We start from the raw sequence: 14,617 nt of genomic DNA, 5'->3' as shown, positions 1-14,617 counted from the left end.
ACGACGATTCGAATGAAGGAACCCGACATGACCGAACAGTCCCCGCTGCCCCACTCCCCCGAAGGCCGACCCGAAGACCCCGGCCCCGGCAGCCCAGTCACCGGCAACAGCCCCGGCGGTCATCTCTCCGACGGAGACCACCTCGCGGTGCTCGGCTATTCCGACTCCTTCGAACGGTCGATGAGCCCCTGGGCGAACTTCGCGCTCGGCTTCACCTACCTGTCCCCGCTCGTCGGCGTGTATTCGCTGCTCGCCGTGGCCCTGTCGACCGGTGGCCCGCCCTCGATCTGGTGGATCGTCATCGTCGCCTGCGGTCAGGCGCTCGTCGCCCTCGTCTTCGGCGAGGTCGTCTCGCAGTTCCCCATCGCCGGCGGCATCTATCCCTGGGCTCGCCGGCTCTGGAGCAAGCGCTACGCGTGGATGGCGGCCTGGGTCTACATCTGCGCGCTCATCGTCACCATCACCTCGGTGGCGGAGTTCGGCTCCGGGTTCCTCACCAGCCTCCTCGGGCTCGAACTCACCCGGAACACCACGCTCGTCCTGTCCCTGGCGCTGCTCGTCCTGGCCCTGGCGATCAACTTCTCCGGCACGAAATGGCTCGCCCGCATCGCTCGCATCGGCCTGTTCGCCGAGCTCATCGGCGTCATCGGCCTCGGCCTGTTCCTGCTCATCTTCGAACGCAAGCACAGCTTCGCAATCTTCTTCGACTCGATGGGCACGGCCGGGGACGGCAGTTATCTGCCCGTATTCATGGGTGCCGCGGTGGCCGGACTCTTCCTCTTCTACGGCTTCGAAGCCTGCGGCGACGTCGCCGAGGAGGTTTCGAATCCAGCCCGCGGCATTCCCAAGGCGATGCTCATGACCATCCTCGTCGGTGCTGTCTCCGCACTCTTCTCCTTCGGCGGCTACGTCCTCGCCGCGCCGAATCTCGAGGAGATCGTCGCCGGTGAAGTCGCCGATCCGATCCCCGCGATCCTAGAAGGCAGCCTCGGCGCGGTCGGGGCGAAGATCTTCCTCCTCGTCGCGATCCTCGCTTTCATCTCGTGCGTGCTCAGCCTCCAAGCCGCCGCGTCGAGGCTGATCTTCAGCTTCGCCCGGGACGGCATGATGCCCGGGCACCGGTGGCTGTCGAAGGTCACCGAGGACACGAAGGTTCCGCGCAACGCCCTCATCGTCGCCTGCACCGCGCCGGCGCTGATCTGCGTGCTCATCTGGTTCAACGACGGGATCCTCGTCGCGGTCACCTCGTTCGCCATCCTCGGCATCTACCTCGCCTTCCAGATGGTCGTCGCCGGAGCGCTGCGCCAACGGATCAAGGGGTGGAAGCCTGCCGGGCCGTGGTCCCTGCGCGGCTGGGGCATCGTCGTCAACATCGCGGCGCTGGCCTACGGGATCTTCGCCATGGTCCTGCTCGCCCTGCCCGGTGACTCGAGGGTGTTCTTCACCGACTGGATCGTCCTCATCGGTCTCGTCGTCGTCCTCGCCGTCGGGTTCGTCTACCTCTTCACGGCACGGCCGGATCGGAAGTCGGCGGCCCCGGAAGGAGACGCCATCGCCGTCGCCGAGGCGATCCGCAGCCACCGGGCGGTGCGGTAGGGCGCAGTGCCCGGACGTGAGCCTCAGACACCGAATTCGGGGGCGAAGGCCAGGGACCCGTCAGGCACGTCGCCAGCCAGCGGCATCGCCATGAGAGCCTCGTCAGGAACGTCGACGTGGAGCGTGACGCCGTAGCCGGACGCCGGGGTGAAGCCGAAGCGCGGGTAGTACTCGGGGTGCCCGAGGACGACGGCGAAGTCCTCGCCACGTCTGGCCGCCTCGGCGAGGAGTGCTTCGATGACGAGGCTGCCTGTGCCACCGCGCTGGCGGTCGGGACTCACCGAGCACGGTGCGAGGCAGACGCCGGGGGCATCGCCGACGAAGCAGCGGGAGAGCATAGCGTGAGCGATGATCTCACCGTCACGGATTCCGACGATCGACAAGCCTTCGATCCCATTGCCGGATTCGCGGAGGGCGTCGACGATCTCAGCCTCGGCGGGCTGGTCGAACGCGGCGGTCGTCAGCGCACGGATCGCGCCGATGTCGCCGGCAGCTTCGGGACGGAGGGTGAGCTCAGGTGCGGAAGGTGTCGTCACGACTCCACGATAGCAATCGGCGGGGCCACCTTGTGCACATAAAAATACATACATATGCATAACAATTCGACAGCCGGTGAGGAATGACGTTACGCTGGTGTCATGTCGAAAGTACTGTCTTCGCTCCCGGTCGGTGAGCACGTTGGAATCGCCTTCTCCGGCGGATTGGATACCTCCTGCGCTGTAGCGTGGATGCGTCACAAGGGCGCGGTGCCGTGCACCTACACGGCCGATATCGGGCAGTACGACGAGCCCGACCTCGAGTCCGTGACCGAGCGCGCCAAGGAATACGGGGCCGAGATCGCCCGCTTCGTCGATGCCAAGCGCCTCCTCGTCGAGGAGGGCTTCGTGGCCCTGCAGTGCGGTGCCTTCAACGTCCGCTCCGGCGGCAAGACCTACTTCAACACCACCCCGCTGGGTCGGGCGGTGACCGGCACGATGCTCGTGCGCGCCATGAAGGAAGACGGCGTCGACATCTGGGGCGACGGCTCGACCTACAAGGGCAACGACATCGAGCGCTTCTACCGCTACGGCCTCATGGCCAACCCGAAGCTGCGGATCTACAAGCCGTGGCTCGATGCGGATTTCGTCGAGGAGCTCGGCGGCCGTCAGGAGATGAGCGAATGGCTCGTCGAGCACGGCTACCCCTACCGCGACTCCGCGGAGAAGGCCTACTCGACCGACGCGAACATCTGGGGCGCGACGCATGAGGCGAAGACCCTGGAGTTCCTCGATGCCGGACTCGACATCGTCGAACCGATCATGGGCGTGGCCGCGTGGCGCGACGACGTCGAGGTCGCCACCGAAGAGGTCACCATCGGGTTCGAGGCCGGGCGCCCGGTCTCGATCAACGGCGAGAAGTTCGACGATCCCGTTGCACTGGTGTTCAAGGCCAATGAGATCGGCGGACGTCACGGACTCGGCGTCTCCGACCAGATCGAGAACCGCATCATCGAGGCCAAGTCACGCGGCATCTACGAAGCTCCGGGCATGGCCCTGTTGCACATCACCTACGAGCGCCTCCTCAATGCCATCCACAACGAGGACACCATCGCGCTCTACCACGAGGAGGGCCGCCGCCTCGGCCGCCGGATGTACGAGGGACGCTGGCTCGACCCGCAGTCGCTCATGCTCCGGGAGTCCATGCAGCGGTGGGTCGCCTCGGCGATCACCGGCGAGGTCACCCTGCGCCTGCGCCGCGGTGACGACTACACGATCGTCAACACCACCGGACCCAACCTGTCCTACCATCCGGAGAAGCTGTCGATGGAGCGCGTCGGCGACGCCGCATTCGGCCCCGAGGACCGCATCGGCCAGCTGACCATGCGCAACCTCGACATCGCCGATTCGCGTGCCCGCCTCGAGCAGTACGCGGCCATGGGCATCGTCTCGGGCCCGACCTCGGAGCTCGTCGGATCCCTCGAGGCCGGAGGCGCCGAGGAGATCGCGAACTCGGGCGCCGATGTCGACGAGGCGAGCGACCTCGCCAACCTGTCCTCGGCCTTCGACGCCGGCACGGACTGAGTCTCGTTCCGGCTCTTGCCGGACCCTCTCGGCCCGCTCACCCAAGAGGGTGGGCGGGCCGATTGCGTTGCGGGGACGTGGATGAGGCGATTGTTCGGACGATCCCGAGCAGAAACAGGGTCGAATCTGCTCGGAGGCAGCCGAACAATCCCGGCCCGAGGCCGAGGGAGCGCGTTCTTCGCCGCGGAGACGTGGGACCATCGTGCTCATGACGAGCGACCGCACCGAACCTCGGACCCTCGCCGAGGCGATCGACCGCGAGCTGCGCGCACGCGGCAGCGCCGAACGCGCGCAGAGAGAGAAGTCCTACCTCAAGAGCGAGCTCGTCCACTACGGGGTGAGCGTGCCGGACACGCGCAGCTTCGTCCGTGCAGCGCTGCGCGGGGCCGGTCTTGGCCATGATGTGGTGGTCGAGCTCGCGACCACGCTCTGGTCCGAACCGCCGAATGCCCCCGTCCACGAGCGGCGGATCGCGGCCACGATGGTGCTCATCCAGTCGCGGGACCGCCTCGGCGCCGGGGTTGCCGATTTCATCGAAGCTCTGCTGCGCCAGTCGCGAACTTGGGCACTCGTCGATCCCCTCGCCTGCGACCTCGTCGGGCCGCTGAGCGACACCGGTCCCGGCTTCGGACCTGTGCTCGAACGCTGGGCCGTCGACGAGGATTTCTGGATCAGACGCGCCGCACTGCTCGCCCATCTCGTCCCGCTGCGCGGCGGTCACGGGGACTTCCAACGTTTCGCGAGGTTCGCCGAGGCGATGCTCGAGGAGAAGGAGTTCTTCATCCGCAAGGCCATCGGCTGGGTGCTCCGCGATACATCCAAGAAGCGACCCGAGCTCGTCTTCGATTGGCTGCTGCCCCGAGCACACCGGGCCTCAGGGGTGACGATCCGCGAAGCGATCAAACACCTGCCCGAGGCGCAGCGGCAGGCCGTACTGGCCGCGCGATGACAGCGTGGCCCCGGCTTCGCGCGCCGGCCGCTGCCAAGCAGACCTCGGCCTCAGAGCTCCCGCTCGAACTCGAGAAGCGCCGCATTGAACGCAGCGGGCTGTTCGATGTTCGCGGCGTGGCCGTCCTTGGCGAGGATGACCGAGGAGCCGATCGGTGCGAGCGCGGCCGCAGCCGCTGCGTGTGCCGCCGGCCAGTACTCGCTCTCCGAGCCGGCGACGAAGAGCACCGGCACATCGGTGCCTGCGATGACCGGTCGCCAATCGGCCTTGGCATGATCGTTGAGGAGGGCGAGTTCCGCGCGGCTGATCTCGCGATCGACGCCTTTCATCGCCTTGAGCAGCCGCAGAATCCGTCGGCCCCGCTTCCACACCGGCGTGCCGTGACCGGTTTCGGGGATGGTCTCGGCGAAGTAGGTGTCGATGTTCGACTCGTCGTAGCCGTAGAACCCGTACGCCCAATCGGCGGTGTTGAGCATCTTCGGAGTCTGGTCGACGATGACAACGCCGGCGAGTCGCTTGGCATCGAACTGGGAGAGATAGGACCAGATCGTGTTCCCGCCCATGGAGCCGCCGACGACGAGGACATCGCGGAGGTCGAGCTGCTCGAGGACAGCGGCCACATCCCGTCCGCGGCGTTCCATAGTCAGCCCGGACCTCGGTCTGTCCGCCGTACCGTGTCCCCGCAGATCGACCGTATGGACGTTCAGCCCCGCCTCGGCGAGTGGGCCGATCTGGTAGAGCCAGCTGGTCGCCGGAGCACGGAACCCGGCCAGCAGCACGACCGGCCTCCCCGCGGGGTCGCCGGTGCGGGTGACATCGATGCGGACGCCGTCGTCGCAGATGAGTGAGGACACGGCACCATGGTAGCGCCGAGGCGGCCGCAGGTCCCGTGCGAGTGCACCCGTCCCGTGCGGGTGCATCCCGCGCGAGCGCCGGTCTGCTACCACTCGACTGCTCTTCGCGCTACGTGAGATTTCACTCCGACCACGGGCATCCTCAACTGCCTCACACAGATCTATTGTGATAGCGGATCGCGCAGAACCGGGCTGATCGCCGGTCCCGATCCCGCCGAACGCCATCGCTGTCGCCGCCGACAGCGAAAGCCGCCGGCACAACGCGAACGCAGAAGGCATCAGGCGCGTCCCGAATGAGAATCAAGGAAGCCCCATGCCCAGTCAGTCCAACACAAGAGCCTTGGAAGCGGCCGCCGCCAGCCACGCCCGCACCCACGCCCGCCTGTCGATGGCAGGGAAGATCGCGGCGATCCTCGCACTCACCCTGATCATCTACTTCATCCCGGCGCCCGCAGGCGTCGACCCGCGCGGGATGCACATGGCCGGAATCTTCGCCGGGACCATCCTCGGCCTGATCCTCCAGCCGCTGCCGACGGCCTCGGTCGCGCTGATCGGACTGGCCGCAGCGATGATCACCGGCACCATGGACACCAAGACCGAGGCGCTGCAGGGCTTCGGCAACTCCACCATCTGGCTGATCGTGGCCGCCTTCTTCATCGCCGACGGGTTCCTGCTCACCGGCCTGGGTCGGCGCATCGCGCTGCTGTTCGTCTCGCTGCTGGGCAAGTCCTCGCTCGGCCTCTCCTACGGCATGGCGCTGACCGATCTGGTCCTCTCCCCCGCAACACCGTCGAACACGGCACGCGCCGGCGGCGTCGTCTACCCCATCGTCAAGTCACTGGCGACGGTCAACGATTCGCACCCGTCCAGCGACGAGTCGAGGAAGAGACTCGGCGCGTATCTCTCGCTGACCGGGGTGCAGGTCAACACCATCACCTCGGCGATGTTCGTGACCGCCATGGCCGGCAACCCCCTGGCCGTGGGCTTCGCCGCCGACGCCGGGGTCGACATCTCCTGGGGCACCTGGGCCCTCGCCGCAATCGGGCCCGGGCTCATCGCCCTGATCGTCATGCCGTGGTTCATGTCGAAGATCTACCGGCCGGGTCTGACGAAGACCCCCGATGCCCCGGCCCATGCACGGGAGGAACTGAAAGAGATCGGGCCCATGAGTCGCGGCGAGTGGACCATGCTGGCGACCTTCGTCCTCCTGCTCATCCTCTGGGTGCTCGGCAGCAGCATCGGCGTCGATGCCACTGCGGCGGCATTCGTCGGCGTTGCGATCCTGCTGGTCAGCAAGGTTCTGACCTGGAAGGACATGGCCGCCAATGGAGGTGCCTGGTCAACGTTCATCTTCTTCTCCGTGCTGGTGGGCATGGCGACCCGCCTCAACACGCTCGGCGTGATCGGATGGATCGGCGACGAGGTCGCCGGCCTGGTCGGCGGGATGCCGTGGATCGCAGCCTTCGCCGTCCTCAGCCTCGTCTACTTCTACGTCCACTACCTCTTCGCCTCCAACACCGCGCAGATCGTTGCGATGTACTCCGTGTTCCTCGGAGCGGCGATCGCCACAGGCGCGCCCCCGCTCTTCGCGGCACTGGCCCTGGGCTTCATCGGCAACCTCATCGGCGGACTCTCGCACTATGCCTCGGGACCCGCGGGCGTGATCTACGGCTCCGGCTACGTCACGACTCCCGAGTGGTTCCGAGTCGGGTTCTTCGCCTCGGTCGTCAACATCCTCATCTGGAGCCTCGTCGGCGGCGCGTGGATGTACGTCCTCGGCATATGGGGCTGAGGCTCCTCAACGGCAGGTGGTGCGGGTCCCACACAGGATCACCGAGGCTACTCGGCGTTCCACAGCTCCCGGTAGTACCGAATCCGCTCGGTATCGGGCTCCACGCCGTAGGTCTCCCAGAACAGCGATTCGTCGTAGTTCGCATAGTTCCAGCCGAAGGACATCGTGGCCACGGCCAGGTCTGCCCACCTGTCGGCAACTCCGAGGCGCTGCAGGTCGACATGACCAAGGAACCTCCCGCCCGCGCCGAGGAGGGTGTTCGGGGCGCACGGATCGCCGTGACAGACGACGAGGCGGTCGATCTCGGGTGTCGGGCCGAGTCCCCGTTCGGGCCCCGCTGCCGCCTCCGAGGCCGGACCGGCGCTCACACCCGCCTCGGCGACGGTGAGCCCGAGTCTTTCCTCGACCGACCACGTCCACGGGCAGTCGTCGACGGGCAGGCTGTGCAGCGCCCGCAGGCCCTCGGCGATCTCCACGATCGTCCGGCCCGCCTCGGCGGCATTCTTCGGGTCGACGGCGTTGGTTCCCGGCAACGCCTCGGTGACGAGATATTCGACCTCGCCGCCGTCGGTGCGTCGGCGGAAATGCTCGACGACTTTCGGCGCCGGATGGCGGCCGTGCAGCCACTCGAGCTTCCTGGCTTCGAGCTCCAGATCTTCAGAGTTCGGCAGCGGATTGCGCTTGAGAAATCGGACACGAGGCGCGGCGGACCCCATTCCGGGGAACGATATCGCGGACGCGCCGGGCGGAGGCTCCGACTCGAACTTCACCGTCAGCCCACCCGCCTGGTTGAGCCAGATCGGTACGGGATCGGGACCCGCGATCTCGTGGACATCAGCCGGGACCTCATAGCCCTCGGGAACCGCGCTCGCCAACCGGGTCGTCGCCGCACGTCCGTCGACATCATCCAGATCCTCGGACACCGCGTTCACTCCTCGATTCCGGGTCCGTGACAGTGAAAAAGTCCCCCACCGGGGTGTACTGCCTGGTGAGGGACTTCTCTGCGGTGCGCCACGAGGGATTCGAACCCCCAACCTTCTGATCCGAAGGTTCTGATTTTCCCCTCCAAGCCCAACCTTCTCGAAGCAGGCTGAGGGGGCGAGATGTACGTGACGACCATCGAGTTCCTCTTCGCCCACGGAATCACCGCCGCAGATTGGGCGCAAGAACACTTCGGAACAGACACCTGGCACGGAGACATCTGCGGCTGCCCCGATGACAGGTGCCTTGGCAATCACCACGATGAAGCAGACCCTTGCCCTTGTGTGCGCTCACTAGTAACGAATCGATAACCACTGATGACACGCTCCCTCCACCATGTAAACGTAGTCCACATGACTTCCCCCATCATTGAAGAATGGTGCGCGTGGATGACAGCACAGGGGCTGTCCCAACGCACCATCAAAGAACGCCAGATGCTCTTCACTCGCCTCAAGGGCGACGTCGACCTCAGGCCCGGTGACCTGATTCGAGAGCTCGGGCGCGACGGTCTAACGAACTCGTCCAAGGCCACCTACACCAACCACATGCGCGCGTTCTACCAGTGGGCGATGCTCATGGAATACACCGACACCGACCCCACTTCCAAGCTTCCCACTCCCCGAGTGCCCAGGGGACAACCGCACCCCGTAACCGATGCAGAGATCGCGCGACTCTCTCGTTCCAAGATGCGTGCCAAGACGCGCGCAATGGTCCTCCTGTGCGCCTACCAGGGCCTACGCATCCATGAGGCCGTGAAAGTCCGCGGCGAAGACATCGATCCCGAGCGCGGCATCATCACCGTCGTCGGCAAGGGCAAGGTGAAAGCCAACCTGCCTCTGTCGAGCGTGATCCGCGAGCTCGCCGCGAACATGCCGCAGGAAGGTTACTGGTTCCCCTCCGGCGACTTGCATGTGAAGGCGAACAGCGCCTCCGACACAGTGGGCAAGGCTATGCGCAGAGCTGGCGTCAACGCCTCGGCGCACTCCCTCCGCCACTGGTACGGGACGCAGCTGATGAAACGAGGCGCAAACATGCGAGTCACGCAGGAACTCATGCGCCACTCGAATCCGGCCACGACGGCGATCTACACGCAAGTGGATGAAGACCAAAAGCGCGCGGCGATCGACTCTCTCGCGGCATAGCCGGTCGCGTGATAACGAATCGATCACTACTACACACGCCATGCACTCACTCCGGGTGCATGGCGATACCTTTACCCCATACCCCGAATTTCACAGGAGAACGTTATGGGAACATTTTTCGGCATGCTCATCGTCTGGGCGATTAGCCTCGTCATCCTCGTCCTCGTCATCGCTCAAGGAGTGCGCATCGGCATGCGCTGGTCCCGAAAGGACGAGCGCAGAGAACGCGAGACCGCCGGCATCCCGTACCGGCCAGGAGAATCAGTGTTTGACTACCGACCCCAGCAGTCGCCCGATCGGCCACCCCGGCAGGCGCCGCGGTTCAAGCCACCGAAGAATTTCAAGTAGAAGGGCACCACCATGGAAGCTATCGGCCCCATCATCGTTGTCGCAATCGTCGTCTTCATCCTCCTCTTCGTCTCCATCTTCGTCATCGAAGAGGGCGTGCGACGAGGAATGCGGAAAGCGCGCGCAGAGGAACGTGCTGAGCTTGCCGAGATGGAAGAGTGGGAAGACGAAGAACAAGCCAACTAGACCGGCTTGCCCTCCCACCACACATCCTCCGGGCGCAGCCAAGCACCGAGGGTTGAGCAACGCCGGTCCCGGATCGCGACGAAGATCGCCCCGTCGAACCCGAGACGCTCCGCAGACCCTTCGACCCACTCTTCCCCGTCACGCTCCCAGACGATGCGAGCACGCACCGGGACGGGCGGACGGTCACGATACGACGGACGGGCGCGATCCTCATTGCCGATCTTCTGCCAGTAGCGCCAAGTCGCAGTGCCATAGTCCTCGGTCATGAAGTCATTTTGCCCCTGAGCGCAGACACGACAAAGGCCCCCACCATGGTTATGGTGGGGGCCTATCTCAGGATCAGCAGAACTCGAAACGGTCCTGAGACTGTGTCTTGAGTGTGCCCTGGTGGTGAGCGTTGAGCACAAATGTACGCGGAGCTCGACCGAGCTGCCGCAATGCGGACATCTGGTCGCTGTGGACGTGATACTGATCGGCGAGATCAGTGAAAGGGACAGCTGTGTCCAAGTCCAGGACTTCAATACCGACAACCATGTTGAGCTCGTCAAGGTCCACCAGGACAGCGTCAGTGACATCCCTAGTAGATACGACCCGGTTGTCTGAGAGGCGCAGGTACGCGGCTTCAGCGTCCAGGTCGATTTCGAGCTTCGGAGTGATGTTCATGTCAATCTACCCCTTTCCATGCAACTGATTTAATTGTAAACTCTTCCGGCCCCGCCTCATCAGGGGGGCACCATATTCGAAGCGTATCACCATTGAGCCCCGGCCCCTCGAAGCAAACACTCGGCTTCGGCGTCGGGTACGTCGTATGGTAGTGCAGCATTGCGTTCTCGACATCTTCGTCGGTGACACCACGGTCAACGAATCTATCCCGTGCATGCTTCGTTATGTTTAGCTGCACGGTCGTCAGTTCGCTTCAGCTTCTCGAGGTTGCGTCGTCAGCTCAAACGCTAGGCGGCGTTGCTTTTCGCCACCCAATGAGATGTCTACTGTCACCAGCTCTGCGTGCTTCATCTCCATCGAGACTTCGAGAGTGAAGAGAATCCCGACTTTCCCGTCATAGACGATTGATGCAGGACTCGGGTGGATCTGTCCGTTGATCTCCATGTGCTGCTGGCTTTTTTCGGCGCGAACATCAATGGAGATCTCAGGCGGATTTTCCTGTTCCATCACTCGAATCCGACCAGCAATTGAGAAGTTGGATTGCGAAGGGAGTGAAGGTGTGAACATGTGGGTGAAACTCGCGCCGACGGCGGTGATCTTACCTTCGGAGACGGTCGCGTAGTCGGCTAAGTATGCGTAATCGAGTTCTGCCATAGTCGAATGGTATCCGACGAACTATTTCCCGATGGTTAGCGGCCCCGACTCCACCGTAGTGGGGCCGGGGCCAGTTCGTTGTCAGTGGCGGGGCCGCGGGGCCCTATCGCACAGTTCACTGTGGGTCGCTCTCGCCGGCGTAGATCCGATCGAACTCCTCGTCGATCTGATCCGCGTATAAATCCGATCCGGCGGCGTCTGCCATTCCTTTTATTCTCCCGGTTTCGCGGAAGAAGTCTTCTTCGAGGCTCATGTCTCACCTCCTTGGTTGAGCTTCCTTCAAGTGTGAACCATGCACAGCCACGAAATCTACGATTCAACTGCGGGCACGACAAAGGCCCCCACCGCGATTGCGGTGGGGGCCAGACTGACAATTGTCAGTGTGTGACTGCGTCAGTGTCGGGGCTGGTAGTCCTCGGGCGGTGGGGTGTCGTCGACCTCGGCGGCGAGCTGCGCGTCGAGAGCGGCCTGCTCGTCGGCCTTGTGCTCTTCGAGCTCGTCGAGCACCTCGGGGGCATTGTCTTCCACGACTTCGTCCTGGTCGTCGAAGAACGCTTCCTCACCGACAACGTTCGAGCCGCCGTCCTCCTCTGCCGGGATCTCCTCGGCGTTGGTGAACGAGGGACCGGATCCGGTGCCGCCGCCGGCGATGGACATCAGCACGGACAGGAGCGTGGCCGTAGCGGTGACGGATGCGATCTGGGCCCAGTCGAGAGCGAGGAGCCCGACCTGGTCGGTGCCGATGAGGGCGATCGCGGTCTGCGCCGCGGTGCGGAGGGCGCGTTCGGCTGCGCCCTTCCAGAATTCCTTGGATGCGTAGTTGCTCATGATGGTGTCCTTTCAGTCCCGGAGACCCGAGATGACGATGTTGGATGCGGTGGCCTTCTTCGCGGAGGTCTTGAAGACCAGCCGCAGGCGCGGGGACTTGCCCTTGTAGTCCTTGAACAGGCCGAAAGATCCGGTGACGGTCTGAGTGGTGTTCGCGGTGACCTTCACGGTGGCGATCTCGCGGGAGATCTTTGTGGGCTGGCCCTTCTTGTACATGACCTCGGCGAGGATCAGGTACCCGTGCTCTCCTGCTTTGAGGCCCTTGATGTCGGCCTTCGCGGAGACGATGAAATCGGCGGGTCCGACGAGGATCGAGTAGTTGCCCTTGTCGTCGATCTGCAGGTGACGTGTGCCGGTGGCCTTCTGTGCCTTGCGCCGGCTGGTGGTGATTCTCTTGGACATGCCGAGGACTCCTTCTGGTTCGGCTGGCTTCGCTGGTGTGGTGGTGGTCGTTGCGGTGTAGTTGAGGCGGATGCCGCCGCGGACGAGGGACAGTGGCCGTGTGCGGCGGTGGACTCCGCCACCGTCACGCTGTGACCCTCCGGTGCCGGCGGAGGTATTGCCCTCGATGGTCTTGACCGCGCCGCCTGCTGCGTCGGCTCGGGCGAACGCGATGTGGGAGAACGTGAACACGACGAGGTCGCCCTTGCGGATCTGCGACGGTGCCACCCACCGACCGTGCTGCATCGCCCAGTTGCGGCAGACGGCGACACCGGCAGAGTGCGGGTAGTCGATGTTCCGGCGCATCCCCGATTCCTCGCAGATGACCGACGTGAACGCGGCGCACCAGGGGTAGGCGGCACCGTTGACGGGGCGGCCGTAGAAGTTGTCGTTGAAGCGGGTGCGGTTGTTGTACTTCTCGGTGTGGCCCACCCACGAATCAGCGCGGGAGATCACTTCCTGGACAGTGGCCATGAGCCCTCCTTTCGGGTATGAGAAAGCCCCGAGGCGGTTGCCCGGGGCTTGTGGTTGGGTTCAGATGTCTAGGTAGGGCAGTCCTGCTTCTGCGAGGCGGAACCGGGCCTGATCGAGGCGGTCGTCGGTGGCCTTGTGGGCTTTACGTTCCCGGTCGAGGAGTTCCTGCAGTTTCACGCTCTCGGTCTTCGCATCCGCGAGTTGGTCCTGCAGCGACTTCACGAAAGGGTCGACGACCTCGCCCTGGACGACGTCGACCACGGGTGGTTTCGAGGACCGCAACCAGCGGCGGATGAGCCCGTAGAGGATACCGACGATGCCGCCGGCCCCGAAGAGGACGCCGAGGATCGTGGCAAGGTGGCCAAGGATTGATTCGACTGTGTCGAGCCACACTGGTCACCTCTCGTCCACGGACTGGGCCGCCGTCGTCTGTGCCACCTCGGCCGCCGTGATCCTCACCCGTTCTCGATGAACCTGTATGGCGCGAGCAATGCTGGCCACGGCCACTGCGACAGCCTGCGTCTGCGTGTGCATGACGGTGAGCCCGTTGCCGATGACGAGAGTGACTTCGTACCAGAGGGACGCGATAGCGAGGAACCCGCACGCCCACTGCTCGAGCAGCAGAGCCGGGCGCGGATAACGGGGACCGTTGAGGGCTGCGGCGGTGGCGAGGGTGCCGCCGACAATGAGCGCCAGGGCCCAGAGCATGACGGTGGGAGCGCCGGCGATAGCGGTCATGGACTTCGCTTCCGCGACCCCGACGATGTACTCGATACCCAGGGCGGCTTGGAGCCCGTACATGACGACAGCGAACGCATGCGTGCTGCCGGTGATCTTCACTTGCTTATTCATCGTCGACTCCGAGTCCTATGAGGGCGATGAGGCCGGCGAGGGTGAGGCCGAACCACATTGCGGTGGGAGACCCGGGCGGATCCGGGAGTGGTGTGGAGACCACGAGCGCGTTCACTGCAGCGATCAGGGACGGGCCTGTGGCGAGCGCCCAGAGGAACGTGACGAGGCTGGTGAGGAGTAGGGGTGTGCCGGCTTTGAGGCCGCGGATTGCGAGGGCGACGATGATGCCGGCGGAGAGGAGGACGTAGACGGCGCCCCATACGTGGGGTGGTGCGAGGTGGAAGGATTCGCGGAGCGTGGGGACTCGTGCGCTGGTGTGGGTGGTGGCGATGAGGGTGACGCCGACGGTGAGGGCGAAGGCGGCGACGAGCCAGGCCATGGCGCGGATGAGTTTCTTCGCGGTGCGTTGCCGCAACGCGGGGACGTGTTCGGCGATGAACTTGGAGACGCTCATGGTACGGCCTTCCACCCTGCAGGGTAGGCGGACGGGCTCCACGTGTTCGCGTCGATGACGGACTCGTAGACCGTGCCCTCGAATGTCACCTGGTCTCCGGTGTTGTAGGCGTCGTGTGCACCGGTCGGCTCCACCCACTCGGCGGGAGCGCCGCTGTCGTCGACGACTTCACGCCAGGCGCTCACACCCGGCTCCCACACGTTGCCGGCGACGAGTGAGATCCAGGTCTTCCCGCCGTGCGTCACAGTCCAGTCCAGCGGGTAAGCGTCCACTGCGGACGTGGGTTGCCGCCAGTCCTGGCCCTGCTCGACACCAGCCGCGGCCAGGTAGGCAGTGTTGAGCT

At 64.7% G+C, this 14,617-nt stretch carries 21 protein-coding genes; 7 read left to right on the top strand and 14 right to left on the bottom strand.

Annotation, left to right across the window (positions count from 1 at the left end; genetic code table 11):
• Positions 1-27 precede the first annotated feature (27 nt).
• Entirely contained in the window at positions 28-1,596 is a 1,569-nt protein-coding gene (locus tag CV023_RS05315) for an APC family permease (RefSeq protein ID WP_230744426.1), read from the top strand.
• Between the two features lie 23 nt (positions 1,597-1,619).
• On the opposite strand, the gene CV023_RS05310 is transcribed toward CV023_RS05315, so the two are convergent.
• Positions 1,620-2,132, bottom strand: coding sequence for a GNAT family N-acetyltransferase (locus CV023_RS05310; RefSeq protein WP_230744425.1), 513 nt, complete (start codon positions 2,130-2,132; stop codon positions 1,620-1,622).
• 102 nt (positions 2,133-2,234) lie between these two features.
• Between CV023_RS05310 and argG the strand changes: the two genes are divergently transcribed.
• Entirely contained in the window at positions 2,235-3,656 is a 1,422-nt protein-coding gene (argG, locus tag CV023_RS05305) for an argininosuccinate synthase (RefSeq protein ID WP_230744424.1), read from the top strand.
• Between the two features lie 208 nt (positions 3,657-3,864).
• Positions 3,865-4,605 (top strand): DNA alkylation repair protein, encoded by a 741-nt coding sequence (locus CV023_RS05300; protein ID WP_230744423.1) that lies wholly within the window; start codon positions 3,865-3,867, stop codon positions 4,603-4,605.
• A 50-nt stretch (positions 4,606-4,655) separates the two neighbouring features.
• Here the strand turns inward: CV023_RS05300 and CV023_RS05295 are convergent, their stop codons facing one another.
• Positions 4,656-5,459: an alpha/beta fold hydrolase gene (locus CV023_RS05295; protein ID WP_230744422.1), complete on the bottom strand. Its 804-nt coding sequence runs from the start codon at positions 5,457-5,459 to the stop codon at positions 4,656-4,658.
• A 313-nt stretch (positions 5,460-5,772) separates the two neighbouring features.
• Here CV023_RS05295 and CV023_RS05290 point away from each other — a divergent pair, with 313 nt between their 5' ends.
• Complete coding sequence (locus tag CV023_RS05290; protein ID WP_230744421.1) at positions 5,773-7,251, top strand: anion permease; 1,479 nt, start codon at positions 5,773-5,775, stop codon at positions 7,249-7,251.
• A gap of 47 nt (positions 7,252-7,298) precedes the next feature.
• On the opposite strand, the gene CV023_RS05285 is transcribed toward CV023_RS05290, so the two are convergent.
• Positions 7,299-8,174 (bottom strand): aminoglycoside 3'-phosphotransferase, encoded by an 876-nt coding sequence (locus CV023_RS05285; RefSeq protein WP_230744420.1) that lies wholly within the window; start codon positions 8,172-8,174, stop codon positions 7,299-7,301.
• 411 nt (positions 8,175-8,585) lie between these two features.
• Between CV023_RS05285 and CV023_RS05280 the strand changes: the two genes are divergently transcribed.
• The 3 genes from CV023_RS05280 (at position 8,586) to CV023_RS05270 (ending at position 9,908) form a co-directional block, all read left to right on the top strand.
• The gene (locus tag CV023_RS05280; protein ID WP_230744419.1) at positions 8,586-9,374 is read left to right on the top strand and encodes a tyrosine-type recombinase/integrase; all 789 of its coding nucleotides are present in this window, start codon (positions 8,586-8,588) and stop codon (positions 9,372-9,374) included.
• 105 nt (positions 9,375-9,479) lie between these two features.
• Positions 9,480-9,722 carry a hypothetical protein gene (locus CV023_RS05275; protein WP_230744418.1) on the top strand — a complete coding sequence of 81 codons (243 nt, stop codon included), beginning with the start codon at positions 9,480-9,482 and terminating at the stop codon, positions 9,720-9,722.
• Between the two features lie 12 nt (positions 9,723-9,734).
• Entirely contained in the window at positions 9,735-9,908 is a 174-nt protein-coding gene (locus CV023_RS05270; protein WP_230744417.1) for a hypothetical protein, read from the top strand.
• On the opposite strand, the gene CV023_RS05265 is transcribed toward CV023_RS05270, so the two are convergent.
• From CV023_RS05265 to CV023_RS05220, 11 genes are all read right to left on the bottom strand, one after another.
• Entirely contained in the window at positions 9,905-10,174 is a 270-nt protein-coding gene (locus tag CV023_RS05265) for a hypothetical protein (protein ID WP_230744416.1), read from the bottom strand. The two genes, CV023_RS05270 and CV023_RS05265, sit on opposite strands and share 4 nt — an antisense overlap.
• Before the next feature lie 73 nt (positions 10,175-10,247).
• Complete coding sequence (locus tag CV023_RS05260; RefSeq protein ID WP_230744415.1) at positions 10,248-10,571, bottom strand: DUF2283 domain-containing protein; 324 nt, start codon at positions 10,569-10,571, stop codon at positions 10,248-10,250.
• Between the two features lies 1 nt (position 10,572).
• Positions 10,573-10,809: a DUF4258 domain-containing protein gene (locus CV023_RS19100; protein WP_350309909.1), complete on the bottom strand. Its 237-nt coding sequence runs from the start codon at positions 10,807-10,809 to the stop codon at positions 10,573-10,575.
• A gap of 5 nt (positions 10,810-10,814) precedes the next feature.
• Positions 10,815-11,225 carry a DUF6941 family protein gene (locus tag CV023_RS05255; RefSeq protein ID WP_230744414.1) on the bottom strand — a complete coding sequence of 137 codons (411 nt, stop codon included), beginning with the start codon at positions 11,223-11,225 and terminating at the stop codon, positions 10,815-10,817.
• 115 nt (positions 11,226-11,340) lie between these two features.
• Positions 11,341-11,478 carry a hypothetical protein gene (locus tag CV023_RS05250; RefSeq protein ID WP_230744413.1) on the bottom strand — a complete coding sequence of 46 codons (138 nt, stop codon included), beginning with the start codon at positions 11,476-11,478 and terminating at the stop codon, positions 11,341-11,343.
• A gap of 140 nt (positions 11,479-11,618) precedes the next feature.
• On the bottom strand, positions 11,619-12,053 hold the full coding sequence (locus CV023_RS05245) for a holin (RefSeq protein WP_230744412.1): 435 nt from the start codon (positions 12,051-12,053) through the stop codon (positions 11,619-11,621).
• Between the two features lie 12 nt (positions 12,054-12,065).
• Entirely contained in the window at positions 12,066-12,968 is a 903-nt protein-coding gene (locus tag CV023_RS05240) for a hypothetical protein (RefSeq protein WP_230744411.1), read from the bottom strand.
• Between the two features lie 60 nt (positions 12,969-13,028).
• On the bottom strand, positions 13,029-13,361 hold the full coding sequence (locus tag CV023_RS05235) for a hypothetical protein (protein WP_230744410.1): 333 nt from the start codon (positions 13,359-13,361) through the stop codon (positions 13,029-13,031).
• Positions 13,362-13,364: 3 nt separating this feature from the next.
• Entirely contained in the window at positions 13,365-13,820 is a 456-nt protein-coding gene (locus tag CV023_RS05230; RefSeq protein WP_230744409.1) for a hypothetical protein, read from the bottom strand.
• Positions 13,813-14,274, bottom strand: a complete 462-nt coding sequence (locus CV023_RS05225) for a hypothetical protein (protein WP_230744408.1) — start codon at positions 14,272-14,274, stop codon at positions 13,813-13,815. Before CV023_RS05225 ends, CV023_RS05230 begins: the two co-directional genes overlap by 8 nt.
• On the bottom strand, positions 14,271-14,617 hold a 347-nt coding region (locus tag CV023_RS05220), incomplete at its 5' end, for a hypothetical protein (RefSeq protein ID WP_230744407.1). The genes CV023_RS05220 and CV023_RS05225, both read right to left, overlap by 4 nt.

The organism is Brevibacterium sp. CCUG 69071, assembly GCF_021023135.1.
In the GTDB taxonomy this organism is placed as follows: domain Bacteria; phylum Actinomycetota; class Actinomycetes; order Actinomycetales; family Brevibacteriaceae; genus Brevibacterium.
The sequence above is the reverse complement of the archived record's forward strand: the minus strand, read 5'-3'. Positions and strand labels throughout refer to the sequence as shown.